Origin of the sequence: Flavisolibacter ginsengisoli DSM 18119 (assembly GCF_900129295.1) — a bacterium.
In the GTDB taxonomy this organism is placed as follows: domain Bacteria; phylum Bacteroidota; class Bacteroidia; order Chitinophagales; family Chitinophagaceae; genus Flavisolibacter; species Flavisolibacter ginsengisoli.
The window spans coordinates 381,623-395,773 of sequence record NZ_FQUU01000003.1; the positions used below are offsets into that span (position 1 = coordinate 381,623).

Here is a 14,151-nt window from a genome sequence, read left to right on the forward strand (position 1 = left end):
TTCGAAGCAACATATGGTTTATTATATTTGTTTATACCCTTAATTATGAAGTGTTTAATTGTAGATGATAATAAGATGGCCAGGATGGCCCTGAAGCAATTAGTAACCCAGGTTCCTTCACTTGAATTGGTGGCTGAATGCAGCGATGCTATGGAAGCTAATGCAGAACTGGATGATACTTCAATTGACTTGTTGCTGCTTGATATTGAAATGCCAGGTATGAGTGGCCTTGAACTTATAAAAAAAATGGGCAATAAAAAGCCATTGATCATATTTACAACTGCCAAGGCAGATTATGCAGTAGAGGCTTTTGAACTGAACGTTGTAGATTACCTGATCAAGCCAATTGCTTTGCCACGGTTCAAGCAGGCAATAGAAAAGGCCAATGAAGCATTGGAAAGCAATAAGGAAGAAGTAAAGGTTGAAGAACAGGGTTTTGTATTTGTCAAGGATAATGGCATTCTTAAAAGAATCAGTATTGATGATATTCTATTCCTGGAAGCAATGGGAGACTATGTAAAGGTCCATACTGCACAGAAATTTCATGTAGTACATGCAACTTTAAAATCAATTGAAGAGAAGCTTCCTTCTTCAAAATTCATCAGGGTTCACCGCAGTTATATTGTTGCTATTAATAAAATAGACTATATACAGGAAGGTACTATCAGTATTGGAAAGACCAGTATTCCTGTAGCGGATACCCATAAAGCTAATCTTAACAAAAGATTGAATCTTCTTTAAAATTTCATCGTAGCTAATATCCCCTTCATCGAAGCGTTTCTTTATTTAAACTAACTGGTGGCCTATACAAAAAAAGGGCGCTTACATTTGTTTTGTATTCATAAAATGAGATCCGGTTTATGAATTCAGTTCATTAGGATTGTATTGTAATCGTTATAGCAATACACCTGGTAACTAAGCAACCAACAGGATATTTCCTGTTTTTTTATGAAAAGATTTATTGTATTCATATTATCCCTTTCTATTCTCATTACTTCTGAGTATTATTTCTTTATTGAAATATTTTCTCAAAAGAGATCATTTGTTCTATTGCCCAGCCTGGTAGTAATGATCTTATCCATCTATGGGATCTTTCGCTTAGCAAAAAAAACTATACTAAGTTCCAAACACAGTAGCCCGGCAAATTGATTTTCGTATTTTCGGTAGCAATACTATGCGCAAACCGGAATTAAGATATGTCGTGTTATGGTTATTTTTAGTGGGTATACTGGTTATCGTTTTTCTCCAGGTAATCTCTGGTTACAATATAAACAGGTTGATCCAGGGCAATCAACGCCTGCAAGGAGAGATCCGGCTTCAGAATGATCTGCGCAAGCTGGAATCAAATTTATTGATGGTGGAGAGCGATATAAGAGGTGCAGTTATTTCCTCTGACCGTTCTTCTTTGAACAATATTGACGGCAGGATTCAATTTATTAGTTCTGAACTTTCCAATCTTCAGCATATTAATAAGGACCAGGTACAGTCATTCGAGATCCACAACCTTCAGTATTTAGTCAATGAAAAATTAAACTTCAGCCGTAAAATACTTGATGCATTTAAACAGCATGGAAAGGATTCTGCAGAATCCGTTATCAATTCCCATAAAGGGCAGATACTCAGGGATAGCATAACGCACGTTATAACAGTACTAGATAATAACCGCCAGGCTAAATTAAACCAGCTTACTGCTACCACTGAATCCTCCGGGCGCAAAGCCCGTCTTTGGGGCCTTGTGGTCACTGCGATAGCCCTCCTGGCAGTTATCCTTGCCTTTTGGTACATCCTTAGCCAGGGACGCCATCAGCAAAGGATAATAAGTTTATTGAATGAATCGGATAAGCGTAACCGTGAAGTGGCTCAAATGAAGGAGCAGTTCCTCGCCAATATGAGCCATGAAATTCGCACACCTATGAATGCTATTTTAGGATTCACTAACCTGTTGCGTCGTACGCAGTTAAATGATAATCAAAGAGATTATGTAAGGAACATTCATTCAGCAAGTGAGAACCTGCTGGCCCTTGTAAATGATATCCTTGACCTTTCAAAGATAGAAGCGGGGATGATGCACCTGGAAGAAGTGAGGTTTAGCCTGAATAGCCTCATCAACTCTGTAGGTGCCATGTTTATTGAAAAGATCAGGGAAAAGCAACTAAGCCTGGATGTGCACATAGATAAAGATGTACCTGATGTATTACAGGGCGATGCCGTTCGTTTAACACAGATACTAGTCAATCTTATAAGTAATGCTGTAAAGTTCACTCATGAAGGCTCTATTAGCATCGCGGTTCATAATGTGGCCATCAGTGAGTCAGAGGTCAGGTTGCGTTTGATCATTTCAGATACCGGTATTGGCATTGCTCCGGATAAACAGAATTATATTTTTGAAAGATTCCAGCAGGCTGATACCGAAATTACCAGGAGATTCGGAGGTACAGGCCTTGGACTTGCCATTGTAAAGCAGCTGGTGGATCTGCAGCAGGGCCATATCAATTTAAAAAGTGTTTTGAACAAAGGCACTGAATTTACAATAGAATTAAATTATAAACTTCCGGATATAGACCAGATGTATTCTGAAGCCCTGGCAGCAGAGGTAGAACCTGTAACCCTTCAGCGTATTAAGGCATTGATAGCAGAAGATAACATCATGAATCAGCAACTGATTGCTCATTTATTTAAAAGCTGGTCCATTGATTTTACTATTGTTAACAATGGCGCTGATGCCATTGAGGAGCTAAAATTGAATAATTACTCCATAGTGTTAATGGATATACAGATGCCTGAAATGGATGGTTATACGGCAACAGAAAAGATCAGGAAAGAATTACAGAATGATATACCCATAATTGCAATGACTGCCCATGCGATGACTGGTGAAAAGGAAAAATGCCTGGCCTTAGGAATGAATGATTATGTATCGAAGCCAATTAAAGAAACAGTCCTTTATAATATCATAGCCCGGCATGCTCAACATGTCACTGATAATGTCAATGATCATATTGTACCTATAAACCTGGAATATCTTCACCAGTTATCTGGCAATGATGCTGATTTTGAAAGGCAGATATTAGAACAATTTCAAATGCAGATGCCCGAAGAACTGAATTTGTTAAAGTATGCTATCCAGGTAAGGGATCATGACAAAATCAGGCGTACAGCGCATACGATGAAATCAACCGTTGGTTATGTGGGCTTATCAGAAGAATTGACCCCTGTCTTATCAGAGATTGAAAACGTTGAACAACTTACAGATGATTCAGTTTTGGAGGAGCGTTATAATTTCATTTCTGCAAGGTGCAATGAAGCGTTGGAAGGCGTAAAAAGATTACTTAAAACCGCTTAAGCTTTCACAATCTTTTATACTACTTCGGCTAATTAAGAACTACCTTACACTTATCGATTTTTTTGGGGCTTTCACCGAAACAAATATTGTACGGAATAGTGGCTATGTACCTTTATATCGCCTTCTGATAGATTAATAGATCGTAAGATTTCTACATAGAATTTAAGAACTTGGTTTCGTATGGTTAAGGGTGAAGCCCTGCTTTTCTAAGCGGGGCACTTTTTTTCCCTAAAACGTTTTACAGAGCTTCCCTCCAATTGCCATAACAATTGGGAAGCAATGTCCTAATCAACAGCGTCCTGTTTCTACAGGAGGCTCTTATTTTAACACCAGGACTTTCTCCCGCAAATATCAAATTAAAATTTACTTGATCTCTGTCAACTATGAACAGATCATGTAAATGATGCGCACAGAAATTAATTAATGATCCCCTATGTAGTAACTCAAACCTCTGGTTTACTCCTCATGCTTCTTATAAATATCCGGTCTTCTTTGCCTGGTTCTATCAATAGCCATTTCATGCCGCCAGTCATCTATTTTTTTAGGATCCCCACTAAGCAATACATCAGGTACTTTCCACCCTTTATATTCAGCAGGTCGGGTATACACGGGTGGTGCCAGTAAATGATCCTGGAAGGAATCTGTTAATGCAGAGGTTTCATCATTCAATACACCAGGCAGCAACCTGCCAATAGCATCAACCAATACAGCGGCTGCAAGTTCACCTCCACTCAATACATAATCGCCAATGGAAACTTCTTTGGTGATATAATGCTCTCTTATACGCTCATCTATCCCTTTGTAATGACCGCAGATCAACAAAAGGTTTTCGTTAAGTGAAAGTTGATTTGCCATTTGCTGATCAAGTGTTTTGCCATCAGGTGTCAGGTAAATGATCTCATCATATTTTCTTTCCTTTTGAAGCGACTCTATGGCATTCACCAATGGTTCGCACATCATCACCATGCCTGCACCGCCACCATACTGGTAATCATCCACCTGACCATACTCATTCACTGCCCATTGCCTGAGGTTATGGGTATTCACCGTGAGCAGACCCTTATCCTGTGCTCTTTTCATGATGGAATGGGAGAGGGGACTGTTCAGCAACTCGGGCAATACAGTTATTATATCAACATGCATCCGGCAAAGATAGGCCAGGCAAAAAAAAGTGCTCTATCCTTTAATCCTTGTTTAAGGGATGGGTAGAGCACAATTGAAACGAAAACCAACGATACACTCTTTACTGATTACGGCGCATGATGCGTTCCATATTCTTTACTTTTACAGCCATCAATAAGCCGAAAATAAGTAGGGTAACAACAGCTAAATAACCAATAAAGAATCCATAGTTGGTGATGGACAATGGTGTATATACAGGGCGTAATTTGCCCGGTTTGTTAAACGGTGCCTTCTCTGTACCTGCACTGGCTTCTGATTTAATAAATTCCACAATGCTTTTGATATTGTCACTCGTAAGATCGGGATGATCAGGCATTGGGATCTTATTGAATTTATCAAAAAGAGCTACTGCATCTTTATCGCCTTTTTTAATTACCGTTTGAGAAGAGTGAACAAAATTAATGATCCAGTCTATGGACCGTCTCTGGTCTACACCGGCCAGGGCAGGTCCGGTAACCACTTTGTTTACATTGTGGCAAGCTGCGCAACGGGAACTAAATATAGCTTTTCCCTCCTCTACAGGAGGCGTAGCCATAACGTGTGAACTTATAAAGAATATCAGAGCTAATTGAGTGATCTTCCTTTTCATTAGTAATGCGTTGTTTTCTTTTCGTTACAAAGCTGAAAGAATAAATTTTCCAAAATGATTACTTCAAACAGTAGAACAGATGATTTTGGTCAGGTTTACCGGCCGTATTCTTTTTCCAATCTTTTAATATCCCTTATTAAATTGTTTACTTCCGCATTATCGGTACCGTTATAAAATCCCCTGATGCGTTTTTCTTTATCTACTAAAACAAATAACTCACTGTGAATAAAGTCATTGGGTCCTCCATCACCATCAGTAGCCACAACCATGAAGCTTTTTCTTGCTAGTTTATATATCTCTTTTTTATCTCCTGTTATTAATTGCCAATTCTTTTGAATATCCATCCTGGTGGCATATGTTCTTAGCTGGCCAACAGAATCCCTCTCCGGATCAACTGTAAAAGAGTTGATAAGCAGGGAGGGATCGTTGATATATAGCTGCTGCACATTTTTCAAATTGCGGATCATCTTTGGACAAATGCTGATGCAATGCGTAAAAAAGAAATTATTGACGGTGATCTTTCCTTCGCAGTTGGCAAGTGAAGCATGCTCACCATATTGATTTACCAACTGGTAATCTGTAATAATATGATCACTTCCACCCAATACCGGCAACCTTGTATAATTATGCTCATACCACTTAACGATGCCATATACACCCATGGGCAACAGCACCACTATGGCCAGGAACAACCAGATGCTAAAATGCTTTTTCATTTATTCACAGTTGCCGCACTTGCCGTTTTATCTCCTAAAGCTGGTGTTTGCAAAGCATCGGTTTTTAAGGTTGTAGATACCGGCACAGGATTGTCAGGAGTAAATCGGGGCGCACCAGGTCCTGGATTTTTTGTTGCATCTAAAAATGCAGGCACGTAGGCTATTACCAGCACTACCGCCATTGTCACCAGCCATGGCTTAAAGGAATCAAATAAGGGTATACGCCTTTCATTATGCAGGTTCTCACTTACAGGGAATTCCAGCATGGCTGCTTCTGTTTGTTTCTTTAGCATGGTACCAAAGAATACTACCAGGAACAGCATGCCCGCAATGAACATGATAATGCCACCTAGTAAAGCAAGTGTAGTGGTTGGCACCCATTCAGGTGTGAACAATTCATTCTTAGGATTCAGGTAAGTCATTCCCAGGTTGGTCCTCCGTGGCTCACCAAGCAATCCGCCCCATGATAAACCAGTGGAGAAGATCAGGATACCAATCACCCATAGGTATGGAATGATCACTGCCACCTTTGGCATGAACACCTTTTTACCTGAGTTCTTTGAATATATATAAAGGCTCATTCCAATAATGGCAAGAAACACAGGCCCTGCAACAGTCATGTGAAAATGACCTGGTAACCAGGCAGTGTTATGCACTACAGCATTCAGTTCACTCGATGAATTCACAATACCCGTAAGTCCACCGAAGATGAACAGGAATAATCCTGAGATCATATAGGCAAAGAGGTATCGGTTTTGATCCAGGTAAGGCAATTTCCCAAAAAAACCCAGCAGGCCTTTGGCACCTCTTTTCCTGCCTGCATACTCCAATGAAGCTGCAAGAGTAAATGCGGTTATAAAACTTGGAATGGCTACGCCAAAAGTCAATAAGCTTTGAAAGATCTTAACCCCTTTAGTGATGGAAGGATCGGAAAACTGGTGGTGCACTCCTACGGGAACTGAAAATAACAGGAAGCCAAATAAAGCGATGCGGCCTGCAAGATCAGAGAACAGTTTACCTCCTGCCAGCTTGGGCAGAAAATTATAAAACATGATGTAAGCTGGCAACAACCAGAAATACACCAGGGCATGACCGAAGAACCAGAATAAAGTACGGGCAAGCGTAACATTTACGGTTTGTTTCCATCCCATAGCCCATGGTAGCAATAACACCAATACTTCGTAAGCAGCAGCAAGCGTACATACAAACCAGATGATAAAATTCACCAGTGTGCCCAAAACAGCCAGTGGTGTTTTTGTATCCGGGTTTTCTTTTCTCCATTGCCTGTAAAGGCGTGACCAGTCAAACAAAGGAATCCATGAACCAACAATCAGTAATGCAGTCCCTAAATAGAAGAAGGGATGTGCCTTTAGCGGAGGGTAGAAGGTGTATAACACCGAAGCCTTGCCGGCCAGCATAGCCCAGGCAGCCATCAGTGTTCCGATGGTCATCAGCCAGAAACTAAGCCAGGCCAGCTTTTTATTAGGCTCCTTCTTTAGAAAGAAAGCAATCGTAGCGTGACCGAAAGCTACAGCAAAGAATGTTGTCAGAACAATGGCATTGATAACGCCATGTAATGTTAGGCCCTGGTAATAATCCAGTTTGGCAAAAGAAGGTTGTTGCAAAACCCCTGCACGGTATATGACCTGCATGAGTCCATGGTAAATTCCTATTGATAAAAGAGCCAGTGGAATTCCTAATTCCCAGTATATTACTCTTCTTAATGATTTTGAAAGTTGCATGTTGATCGTGCTTTTCGTTTTGATATAATTGTGGAGATTATTTGGCTGGATAGTTTACTATGACTTCTGCCTGCATGTTCTGGTGGCCAACACCACAATACTCATGACAGGTGATCTTGTAAACGCCTGGCTTGTCAAACTTTACAGTTTGTTTATTGATGTTGCCATACACGGCCATCATGTTGATATTCTTTTCGGCTATGTTAAATCCATGTACTACATCCTTTGATGTCAGGAAGAAATCAACTTCGCTGCCTACAGGAATATAAATCTGTGATGGTTGAAACTGCCACATCTGTGCTACTGCAAATACCTGGTAGGTATTTTCATCAAGTTTGGTAACCTTAGCCTCAGTATAGGTCTTGTCAAAAGGCAGGCATTCAGGGAGGTCATTATACTTGCTTCTGCCATAGAGCATAGAAAATATAAACAGGGACAAAATAGCCCCGGTAATAAGGATGATCCTTTTTTCAAATTTGTCCAGTACCATTGGTTTGATTGTTTACACTCTTCCGAGCATTATGAAATAGATACCATACCAGATAAAGGCTCCAAGCAGTACTAATAGGATGAAGAATGCAATGGCGCCCCTGGGTTTAAAGTTTTTGTCAAACTCCTCTTCCTGGGAGATTTGTGGCGCATCCCTTTGCACCATTTCGGTGGTTTGCATATCGAAGATTTTTGGTTGTAACAAAAGTATTTTTATGAACCACCCGGATAGATGATAAGAGATTTGAGGAAACATGATTTTAATCAGTTTTCTGAATTGTGGAATGAATGAATTATTGAAAATGTTAGTCTTTATTTATATCAAAAACTATTATTTAGAGTCTGCCGGGTAATAAGGAATGTTCAGAGGTGATGATTTATTGGTCTGCCAGCATAGCATCCAAACAATAGTTTGGAGCAGTTATGTATAAGATAAGCGATCTGGCATCCCTTATTTGTCTAAAACCGTGTGACAGTTCTTGCGAAAAACCATTGTATCGTTTAAATATCCTTCAACAGTGACAGAGTCTTTGGCAACCGTCAATACTTTGTAATGAGTTCCTCTTGCAATTAGTAAAGTATCTCCAACTGTGGACCAAGTAGTGGGAACAATAACATCATCAGTTTCATATCGAAAAACAGAATCTGTTAGTTTTCTGTTGCGAAAATTGTAATAATAAAAGTAGCACTGGCCGTCGGGGAGAAATCTATAACAGGAATTCAAACCACCGATAACCTGATTGTCGCCTGTTATGTCCCAAAAGCAATTGCTCTTCAAAACATCTTCTAAAGTAGGATGCCTATAATCATTACATGAAATCAGGAATACGATTACAGGAGTTAGAAATAGTTTTCTCATTGAATTTAGATGCGGACTTGAAGGAGTTTCCACAATTTTGCCTAACGGTCAGGGCTTAATATAGGTTCGGAATTAGAATTCCATCTGTAGGCATAATGCTTTCTTTCAGTACTTATGTTTGTGAGAAAGAATAGGTTCTGCATAATCAATAATCCCACTGTCTGACAGTTCGGTTAATTTTTGCTTTATTGGTTTATAATCTTTGTCTGCAAGAATTTCAATTACAAAATATCCTTCTTCGAATTTTTCTGATTTACAGTCCATAGAGTTAAAGATGTCCCGGATGTCATTTGTCACTACAGATTTGTTTAAAATTACCACTTGAATGAGCGAGTTACCTGAATATTCAACGGTTTCTTTGTAAGTCAACATCTTTTCTGTATCGTCGTACTCAGCAAACACTATATCGTCGGACGCAACTGGCGCATAAAAGGGAATATTAAAAATTTTATACAAACCCTTTTCTATATTTAAACTTTGAGCCCAAAGAGTTTCAACCGTCCAGTCTTCTAAAGCGTCGCTATAAAATCTAAAGAGTAGCCTTACAAAATTATCATCTTGCTGTGTCATATTTGGTCTCGCTTTGAAGTTGCCTACAACGTTAGACTGCTTTCCGCAGCAGCGGCATTGGCAGTTCTGTCGTTGATTTAGGTTCCAAAGTAAACAAAATGTTCTTTTGCTTCATAGTAGCACTTCAGCCGCTGTTGTGGGAAGCAGATGTTATGGGCAGGCTTAGTTTAGCGGAACGTCCCACCTTACTTCTTTTCGCCATGATACTCCATATTTCTTGTCCAGGAACTCGGCAACTGCTCTGTTATAAAGCCACATACAGTCCGACCAAGGCGGCGTGTCAGCAGAACTCACATACTTCACTTGATACTTTGCTTCAAATGCCCGGTCTACGCTGTCAAACTTATATGTGGCATAGCCTAAGTGACAAAGAAGTTTTGGTAAGCTATCATTGATATCCTTTGCGGCTACCGCAGGGTTATATTCGTTACAGACGACTTGAAGACCACAAGAAAAAGGGGTAGGCTGCCAAGAAATGATAGTGTCTAGGCTGCCCGCCAGGTAGCATTCCACATATATCCGCACGTCTTGTTTTTGTTTCAACTTGAAGGTGAAATTTCCAAGACTGTCAATTTTTGCGATGTTCTGTCGTCGGCCATGTCCGTACAGCTTACTTGCAAGCTGGATATTTCCAAATCCAATTGGACGCCCTCGAATAACAGAATACACGTTGCCCTTGTAGGTGTACTGTCCAACTGCGAACTGGTAAAGGAAAATTAGCAATAGTATGGCTGTAGCTTTTTTCATAAAGGACCGGCTTGCCCATAACGTGAAAGGGCTTTAAGCAGCATGGATGTTTGAATTACTACTGCTTGACTTACTTTGTTGCCAATAAAGATAATTTGTTCAAAACATTTTCAAAAACCCATGTTGCTTAAAACTATTGTTAGCCGCCGCTCTTTAAGCACTTCCGTTATCTATCCAGCACCAAATTTGATAGTCATATTTTTCAAAGTCAAAATCTATATGCTTAAAGTTTGCAAACAAGCCTATTTGAGCTTCATCAATGGAGTATCCATTAAAAAACAAAGGGTCATTTGGTTCTGATTCAAGCACTTTCTTGATTTCCTCTACACTAAGTCCAGAAAGTTCTATTTCGTCAATAATTTCCTTTTGCTCTTTTGAGATTACAGTAAGATCTCTGCAAACAGGACAATATTTTTTCTCCCATAAACCTATGTCCCCCGAGTTTATAAGAGCTTGAAGGTGTTCTTCCAATACTACACTTGATCCTTCAGGATTAAGATGCATTAATTCCGTTTCAGAAATTCCCTTTGAAACTCGAATAGTTCTTAAAATTTCTTCTTTAGTCAAATTGAGTTGCTTGATAGTTGCGGCTAACGTGAAGGGCTTTGCGAAGGTTGGGCATTTTATATTCGTCTGCTTAACACTTGCACGAAAGCTGACTAGCGATTAAAAGTTTAAATTTATTCCGTCTGCCCAACTTTTGCAAAACTATTGTTATGGGCATCGTGCAGACACTTGCCGATACAAGTCCACCAATGTTTGTTTCTGGTTTGTGCTTGTTTTCTTATTTGCTGTCTCGTACCATTGTTTTGCGCACTGCTTTTCTTTTCCTTCGCAATCTATCATGATCTCACCTGCAATTGTCTCTGCCCAAATAGAAATAAAAGAAGGTGTAGCCAGATTCCCTCGCAGAAATAACAATGCCCAGTCAGGGTGCTGCTCCAGGTACTCTTTTGCCCGTAGGCCCAATTCTTCAGATAGAGCACCATCGCTGTTTTTCATAATTTGAGTAGTGAGGTAAAGATAAAATGGTCTTGTTTGGAAATTTTTAGTCAAGATATTGTCCACTATTGAAAAAGTCTTTGCATTATCTGTTGCTTTAAATTTCCCGTGGTAGTAATCCTTTGCAGCTTTGGAAATCCTTTTGTCCTTCAGGAAGCTGGCTATTTCATTCTTGTCCTGAGCCTCAGACCCAATGGAAAATAGTAAAAGGAGGAACGAACTAAAAACTATTCTTTGCATAGTGGGTACTTTATTTGCCCATAACGTGGAAGGTGTTTGTGAAGTGGCTGTATTCTGTGTTACCTCCGCTTCATTTACCTTACTTATGTTGATTACTGATTTTTAGTTCAAATGTAGTTCTGAAGCAGCCATTTTACAAACACAGTGTTAGCGGCGTTGTCTTAGCCTCGTCTATTTACAGCTATATTGTAATACCTCTTTTGGCTTAGGTTAACTCGAAAGTTGTAATAGCAGCTTCCTCCATCTTCAATAAATACCAGCTCTTTCTTCCAGTCTTTCTTTGGGTCACAGACTGCATTTACCCATACTGTGCTTTGCCCTTTATTATCCTTTGCAGAAACAATCTGATAGTTGTGGCGTAAAGTGTCGATTTTTCCTGTTTTCGTATTTGTTGATGTAACTCTCAGATTTAATGAATCTGAAACCCGCTCAATGATTGTCAACAAATTTGCCAGTTGCTGCTTTGTCAGAACATTAGGCTTCAACGGTTCGTCAAATGCTAAATAGACATCCTTTGATGAATAGAATAGAGAATAGTTAAGCGGACTTTTCTCTTTCCTCTCGACGGGCTTTTGACCATATAGCGTTAGAGAAAGAACAAAGGAAACCAAAAGTATAAAAACAGTCATTCTCATAATATTCTATAAAGATGCGGCAAGTCCCTTTCTCCACAAATGGAGGTCTGCTAGTCGCCGCTAACTCGCTAATTTACGCTACGGTCCTTAGAAATGCAATCTCCCTAAAAAACGATTCTACAATAACACTATCAATGAGTTGCAATTGCGTTTTTCATGTTTTCAGATTAACATAAGCCCATCTTTAGTGCGGATCCAAAAACATTAAAAACGCAATGTTACCAAAGCCTTCTCAAAAGCATTAATCCCAGGCAAAACCATATAATCTTATAGGTGTTCTTTGGCGGCAGAGGCAAATACGCATTATTTCAAAAAGCCGCATTAAGGCTTTTACCCGGCAAATAGCTTTTGAAGACCCATTTCCTCCCGGACTTCTCTATAGCTGCGCCCTATCTACTAGCTACCTCCTGTATAGATACTGCGTGGTGATCACGCAGTATCTATACCGGAGCTATACAGTTCCCAGGGAGGAGAACTAGGATTAACAGGATTCAGAAGGATTATTGAGGAGAATGAGGTTCTTTTCATGTCAACCAGTAAACTCGTCAACCCTTTCTTCATTCCCTTCCGGACAAAAGCGGACAAAACCGGTCAAATCGGACAAAAGCGGCCAAATCGGCCGTAGTGCCTTGGTGTTACTAAGTATTTTAGCAATCTTTACAATCAATAAAATCTAATATCATATGGCTAAGCAAATAAGTCATGTAAAGGCAACAGGTACAGTGTGTGGAGACATCAACTTTTATAAGGATGTGGACTGGGGTTTCCTTGTAAGAATGCTTCCTGGTGTGGATTCCAGACGCTTCTGGAAGGACCCTGCCTTTGAAGGCAGCAGGAGAAGCGCTGAAAGGTTTGCAATCGGTAATATCATGTCTTCTATTATCTACCGCTTTGTACCATTAAAAAGAAGATACCCAAGGCTGTTTACCCAGGTAAGAAGAATAGCCATTGCTTTTTTAAAGCAGGGAAGTGAAAAAAGGGATGTGTTTTCAGCCTTGTTCACCTTTCTTACAGAGCAAAAGCGTATTTCCCTTACCCGGGAGCAATTTGAATTACTCCTGTCTTCCTTTGAAGAGGAACTAAAAGGAAGGATACAAGAACAAAAGCCCGAAAAGGAAAAGAAGATGAAGAACAAGCTGGATATCCAGGTTTCTGCACCACTTAGTGAAGAAGACATAGAATACTTTAAGCTTTATATGGATGATATAGCGTGGACCATAAAGTTTGAAGGGGAGTTTCCGGAAGATTACAGAATACCGCTGTTTATGCTTAAACATGCTGTATAAGCGTTTCTGGTTTTTGGTTTCTGGTTCGTAAGGTGGAAGTGTATTCTTTTAGCTGTCAGTATTTAGGTTGAAAAATTGAGTGCAAATAGTATTGATTCTAGCTTTATCCTTTGCAATTTTCTTTGCGCATCCTTAGCGTCCTTCGCGTTACTGTTTTCTTAAAGTATCGCAAAGGAGAGAGAAGGCACGCACAGGGTCGCAAAGGGTTATTGACATTTGAAATTAACTCATACATACCTAACTCACGAGGCGTACCTACGGCACGCTATTGAACCCATTTCTCTTTATCTACCAACCAGATGTCCCTACGGGACATGGTAATGACAAGTGCATCGTATTTTATTTAAACTCTTAATTGTTTCAATAACCATAGATTAATTAATCTGCTTAATTATGTTCCGTAGGAACATTTTGTAGGTAGCAATAAAGTAGTTTATAAGCAGCGTGCCGTAGGTACGCCTGGTGGGTTGATTTATTGTTTTTTGTTTCTGGTTCGTAAGGTGGAAGTGTATTCTTTTAGCTGTCAGTATTTAGGTTGAAGAATTGATTGCAAATAGTATTGACTCTAGCTTTATCCTTTGCATTTTTCTTTGCGCATCCTTAGCGTATTCTAAGGTATAGATACTGCCAAAAAAAGTTTCTAATCAGCTTTTACATTGTTCTCAACAAATGGTGTTTGACGCTTTACAACAGCAAACATTCTATATAAGATCTTATTTCGAACGATATTAATAGTACTCATTTTTGATTT

General features: G+C 39.6%; 15 protein-coding genes. 3 read left to right on the plus strand and 12 right to left on the minus strand.

Going from position 1 to position 14,151, the window contains the following annotated elements:
- Positions 1–45: 45 nt before the first annotated feature.
- The gene (locus BUA53_RS05495; protein WP_072834321.1) at positions 46–741 is read left to right on the plus strand and encodes a LytR/AlgR family response regulator transcription factor; all 696 of its coding nucleotides are present in this window, start codon (positions 46–48) and stop codon (positions 739–741) included.
- A 433-nt stretch (positions 742–1,174) separates the two neighbouring features.
- Positions 1,175–3,343 (plus strand): ATP-binding protein, encoded by a 2,169-nt coding sequence (locus BUA53_RS05500; protein ID WP_072834261.1) that lies wholly within the window; start codon positions 1,175–1,177, stop codon positions 3,341–3,343.
- Positions 3,344–3,799: 456 nt separating this feature from the next.
- On the opposite strand, the gene trmD is transcribed toward BUA53_RS05500, so the two are convergent.
- From trmD to BUA53_RS05555, 12 genes are all read right to left on the minus strand, one after another.
- On the minus strand, positions 3,800–4,486 hold the full coding sequence (gene trmD, locus BUA53_RS05505) for a tRNA (guanosine(37)-N1)-methyltransferase TrmD (RefSeq protein ID WP_072834263.1): 687 nt from the start codon (positions 4,484–4,486) through the stop codon (positions 3,800–3,802).
- A gap of 100 nt (positions 4,487–4,586) precedes the next feature.
- Positions 4,587–5,114: a c-type cytochrome gene (locus BUA53_RS05510; RefSeq protein WP_072834265.1), complete on the minus strand. Its 528-nt coding sequence runs from the start codon at positions 5,112–5,114 to the stop codon at positions 4,587–4,589.
- A gap of 95 nt (positions 5,115–5,209) precedes the next feature.
- A complete protein-coding gene (locus tag BUA53_RS05515) occupies positions 5,210–5,830 on the minus strand; it encodes an SCO family protein (protein WP_072834266.1) in 621 nt (206 codons plus the stop codon).
- A complete protein-coding gene (locus BUA53_RS05520; protein WP_072834267.1) occupies positions 5,827–7,572 on the minus strand; it encodes a cbb3-type cytochrome c oxidase subunit I in 1,746 nt (581 codons plus the stop codon). Before BUA53_RS05520 ends, BUA53_RS05515 begins: the two co-directional genes overlap by 4 nt.
- Positions 7,573–7,609: 37 nt before the next feature.
- Complete coding sequence (locus BUA53_RS05525; protein ID WP_084079845.1) at positions 7,610–8,062, minus strand: cytochrome c oxidase subunit II; 453 nt, start codon at positions 8,060–8,062, stop codon at positions 7,610–7,612.
- A 12-nt stretch (positions 8,063–8,074) separates the two neighbouring features.
- Positions 8,075–8,242, minus strand: a complete 168-nt coding sequence (locus BUA53_RS21170; protein ID WP_175546021.1) for a hypothetical protein — start codon at positions 8,240–8,242, stop codon at positions 8,075–8,077.
- Between the two features lie 270 nt (positions 8,243–8,512).
- Positions 8,513–8,920, minus strand: a complete 408-nt coding sequence (locus BUA53_RS05530) for a hypothetical protein (protein ID WP_072834268.1) — start codon at positions 8,918–8,920, stop codon at positions 8,513–8,515.
- A gap of 105 nt (positions 8,921–9,025) precedes the next feature.
- Positions 9,026–9,490 (minus strand): DUF4265 domain-containing protein, encoded by a 465-nt coding sequence (locus tag BUA53_RS05535; protein ID WP_072834269.1) that lies wholly within the window; start codon positions 9,488–9,490, stop codon positions 9,026–9,028.
- A gap of 162 nt (positions 9,491–9,652) precedes the next feature.
- The gene (locus BUA53_RS05540; RefSeq protein ID WP_072834271.1) at positions 9,653–10,237 is read right to left on the minus strand and encodes an FEKKY domain-containing protein; all 585 of its coding nucleotides are present in this window, start codon (positions 10,235–10,237) and stop codon (positions 9,653–9,655) included.
- 153 nt (positions 10,238–10,390) lie between these two features.
- Positions 10,391–10,804, minus strand: coding sequence for a DUF7683 domain-containing protein (locus tag BUA53_RS05545; protein ID WP_072834272.1), 414 nt, complete (start codon positions 10,802–10,804; stop codon positions 10,391–10,393).
- 147 nt (positions 10,805–10,951) lie between these two features.
- Complete coding sequence (locus BUA53_RS05550) at positions 10,952–11,479, minus strand: hypothetical protein (protein WP_072834273.1); 528 nt, start codon at positions 11,477–11,479, stop codon at positions 10,952–10,954.
- Between the two features lie 161 nt (positions 11,480–11,640).
- Entirely contained in the window at positions 11,641–12,108 is a 468-nt protein-coding gene (locus tag BUA53_RS05555) for a hypothetical protein (protein ID WP_072834274.1), read from the minus strand.
- 689 nt (positions 12,109–12,797) lie between these two features.
- On the opposite strand from BUA53_RS05555, the gene BUA53_RS05560 reads away from it, so the two are divergent.
- A complete protein-coding gene (locus tag BUA53_RS05560; RefSeq protein WP_072834275.1) occupies positions 12,798–13,400 on the plus strand; it encodes a hypothetical protein in 603 nt (200 codons plus the stop codon).
- Positions 13,401–14,151: the final 751 nt, after the last annotated feature.

Coding starts and splice junctions, on each gene's coding strand:
- BUA53_RS05495 (WP_072834321.1), top strand. CDS start 46: ATGAAGTGTTTAATTGTAGATGATAATAAGATGGCCAGGATGGCCCTG.
- BUA53_RS05500 (WP_072834261.1), top strand. CDS start 1,175: ATGCGCAAACCGGAATTAAGATATGTCGTGTTATGGTTATTTTTAGTG.
- trmD (WP_072834263.1), bottom strand. CDS start 4,486: ATGCATGTTGATATAATAACTGTATTGCCCGAGTTGCTGAACAGTCCC.
- BUA53_RS05510 (WP_072834265.1), bottom strand. CDS start 5,114: ATGAAAAGGAAGATCACTCAATTAGCTCTGATATTCTTTATAAGTTCA.
- BUA53_RS05515 (WP_072834266.1), bottom strand. CDS start 5,830: ATGAAAAAGCATTTTAGCATCTGGTTGTTCCTGGCCATAGTGGTGCTG.
- BUA53_RS05520 (WP_072834267.1), bottom strand. CDS start 7,572: ATGCAACTTTCAAAATCATTAAGAAGAGTAATATACTGGGAATTAGGA.
- BUA53_RS05525 (WP_084079845.1), bottom strand. CDS start 8,062: ATGGTACTGGACAAATTTGAAAAAAGGATCATCCTTATTACCGGGGCT.
- BUA53_RS21170 (WP_175546021.1), bottom strand. CDS start 8,242: ATGCAAACCACCGAAATGGTGCAAAGGGATGCGCCACAAATCTCCCAG.
- BUA53_RS05530 (WP_072834268.1), bottom strand. CDS start 8,920: ATGAGAAAACTATTTCTAACTCCTGTAATCGTATTCCTGATTTCATGT.
- BUA53_RS05535 (WP_072834269.1), bottom strand. CDS start 9,490: ATGACACAGCAAGATGATAATTTTGTAAGGCTACTCTTTAGATTTTAT.
- BUA53_RS05540 (WP_072834271.1), bottom strand. CDS start 10,237: ATGAAAAAAGCTACAGCCATACTATTGCTAATTTTCCTTTACCAGTTC.
- BUA53_RS05550 (WP_072834273.1), bottom strand. CDS start 11,479: ATGCAAAGAATAGTTTTTAGTTCGTTCCTCCTTTTACTATTTTCCATT.
- BUA53_RS05555 (WP_072834274.1), bottom strand. CDS start 12,108: ATGACTGTTTTTATACTTTTGGTTTCCTTTGTTCTTTCTCTAACGCTA.
- BUA53_RS05560 (WP_072834275.1), top strand. CDS start 12,798: ATGGCTAAGCAAATAAGTCATGTAAAGGCAACAGGTACAGTGTGTGGA.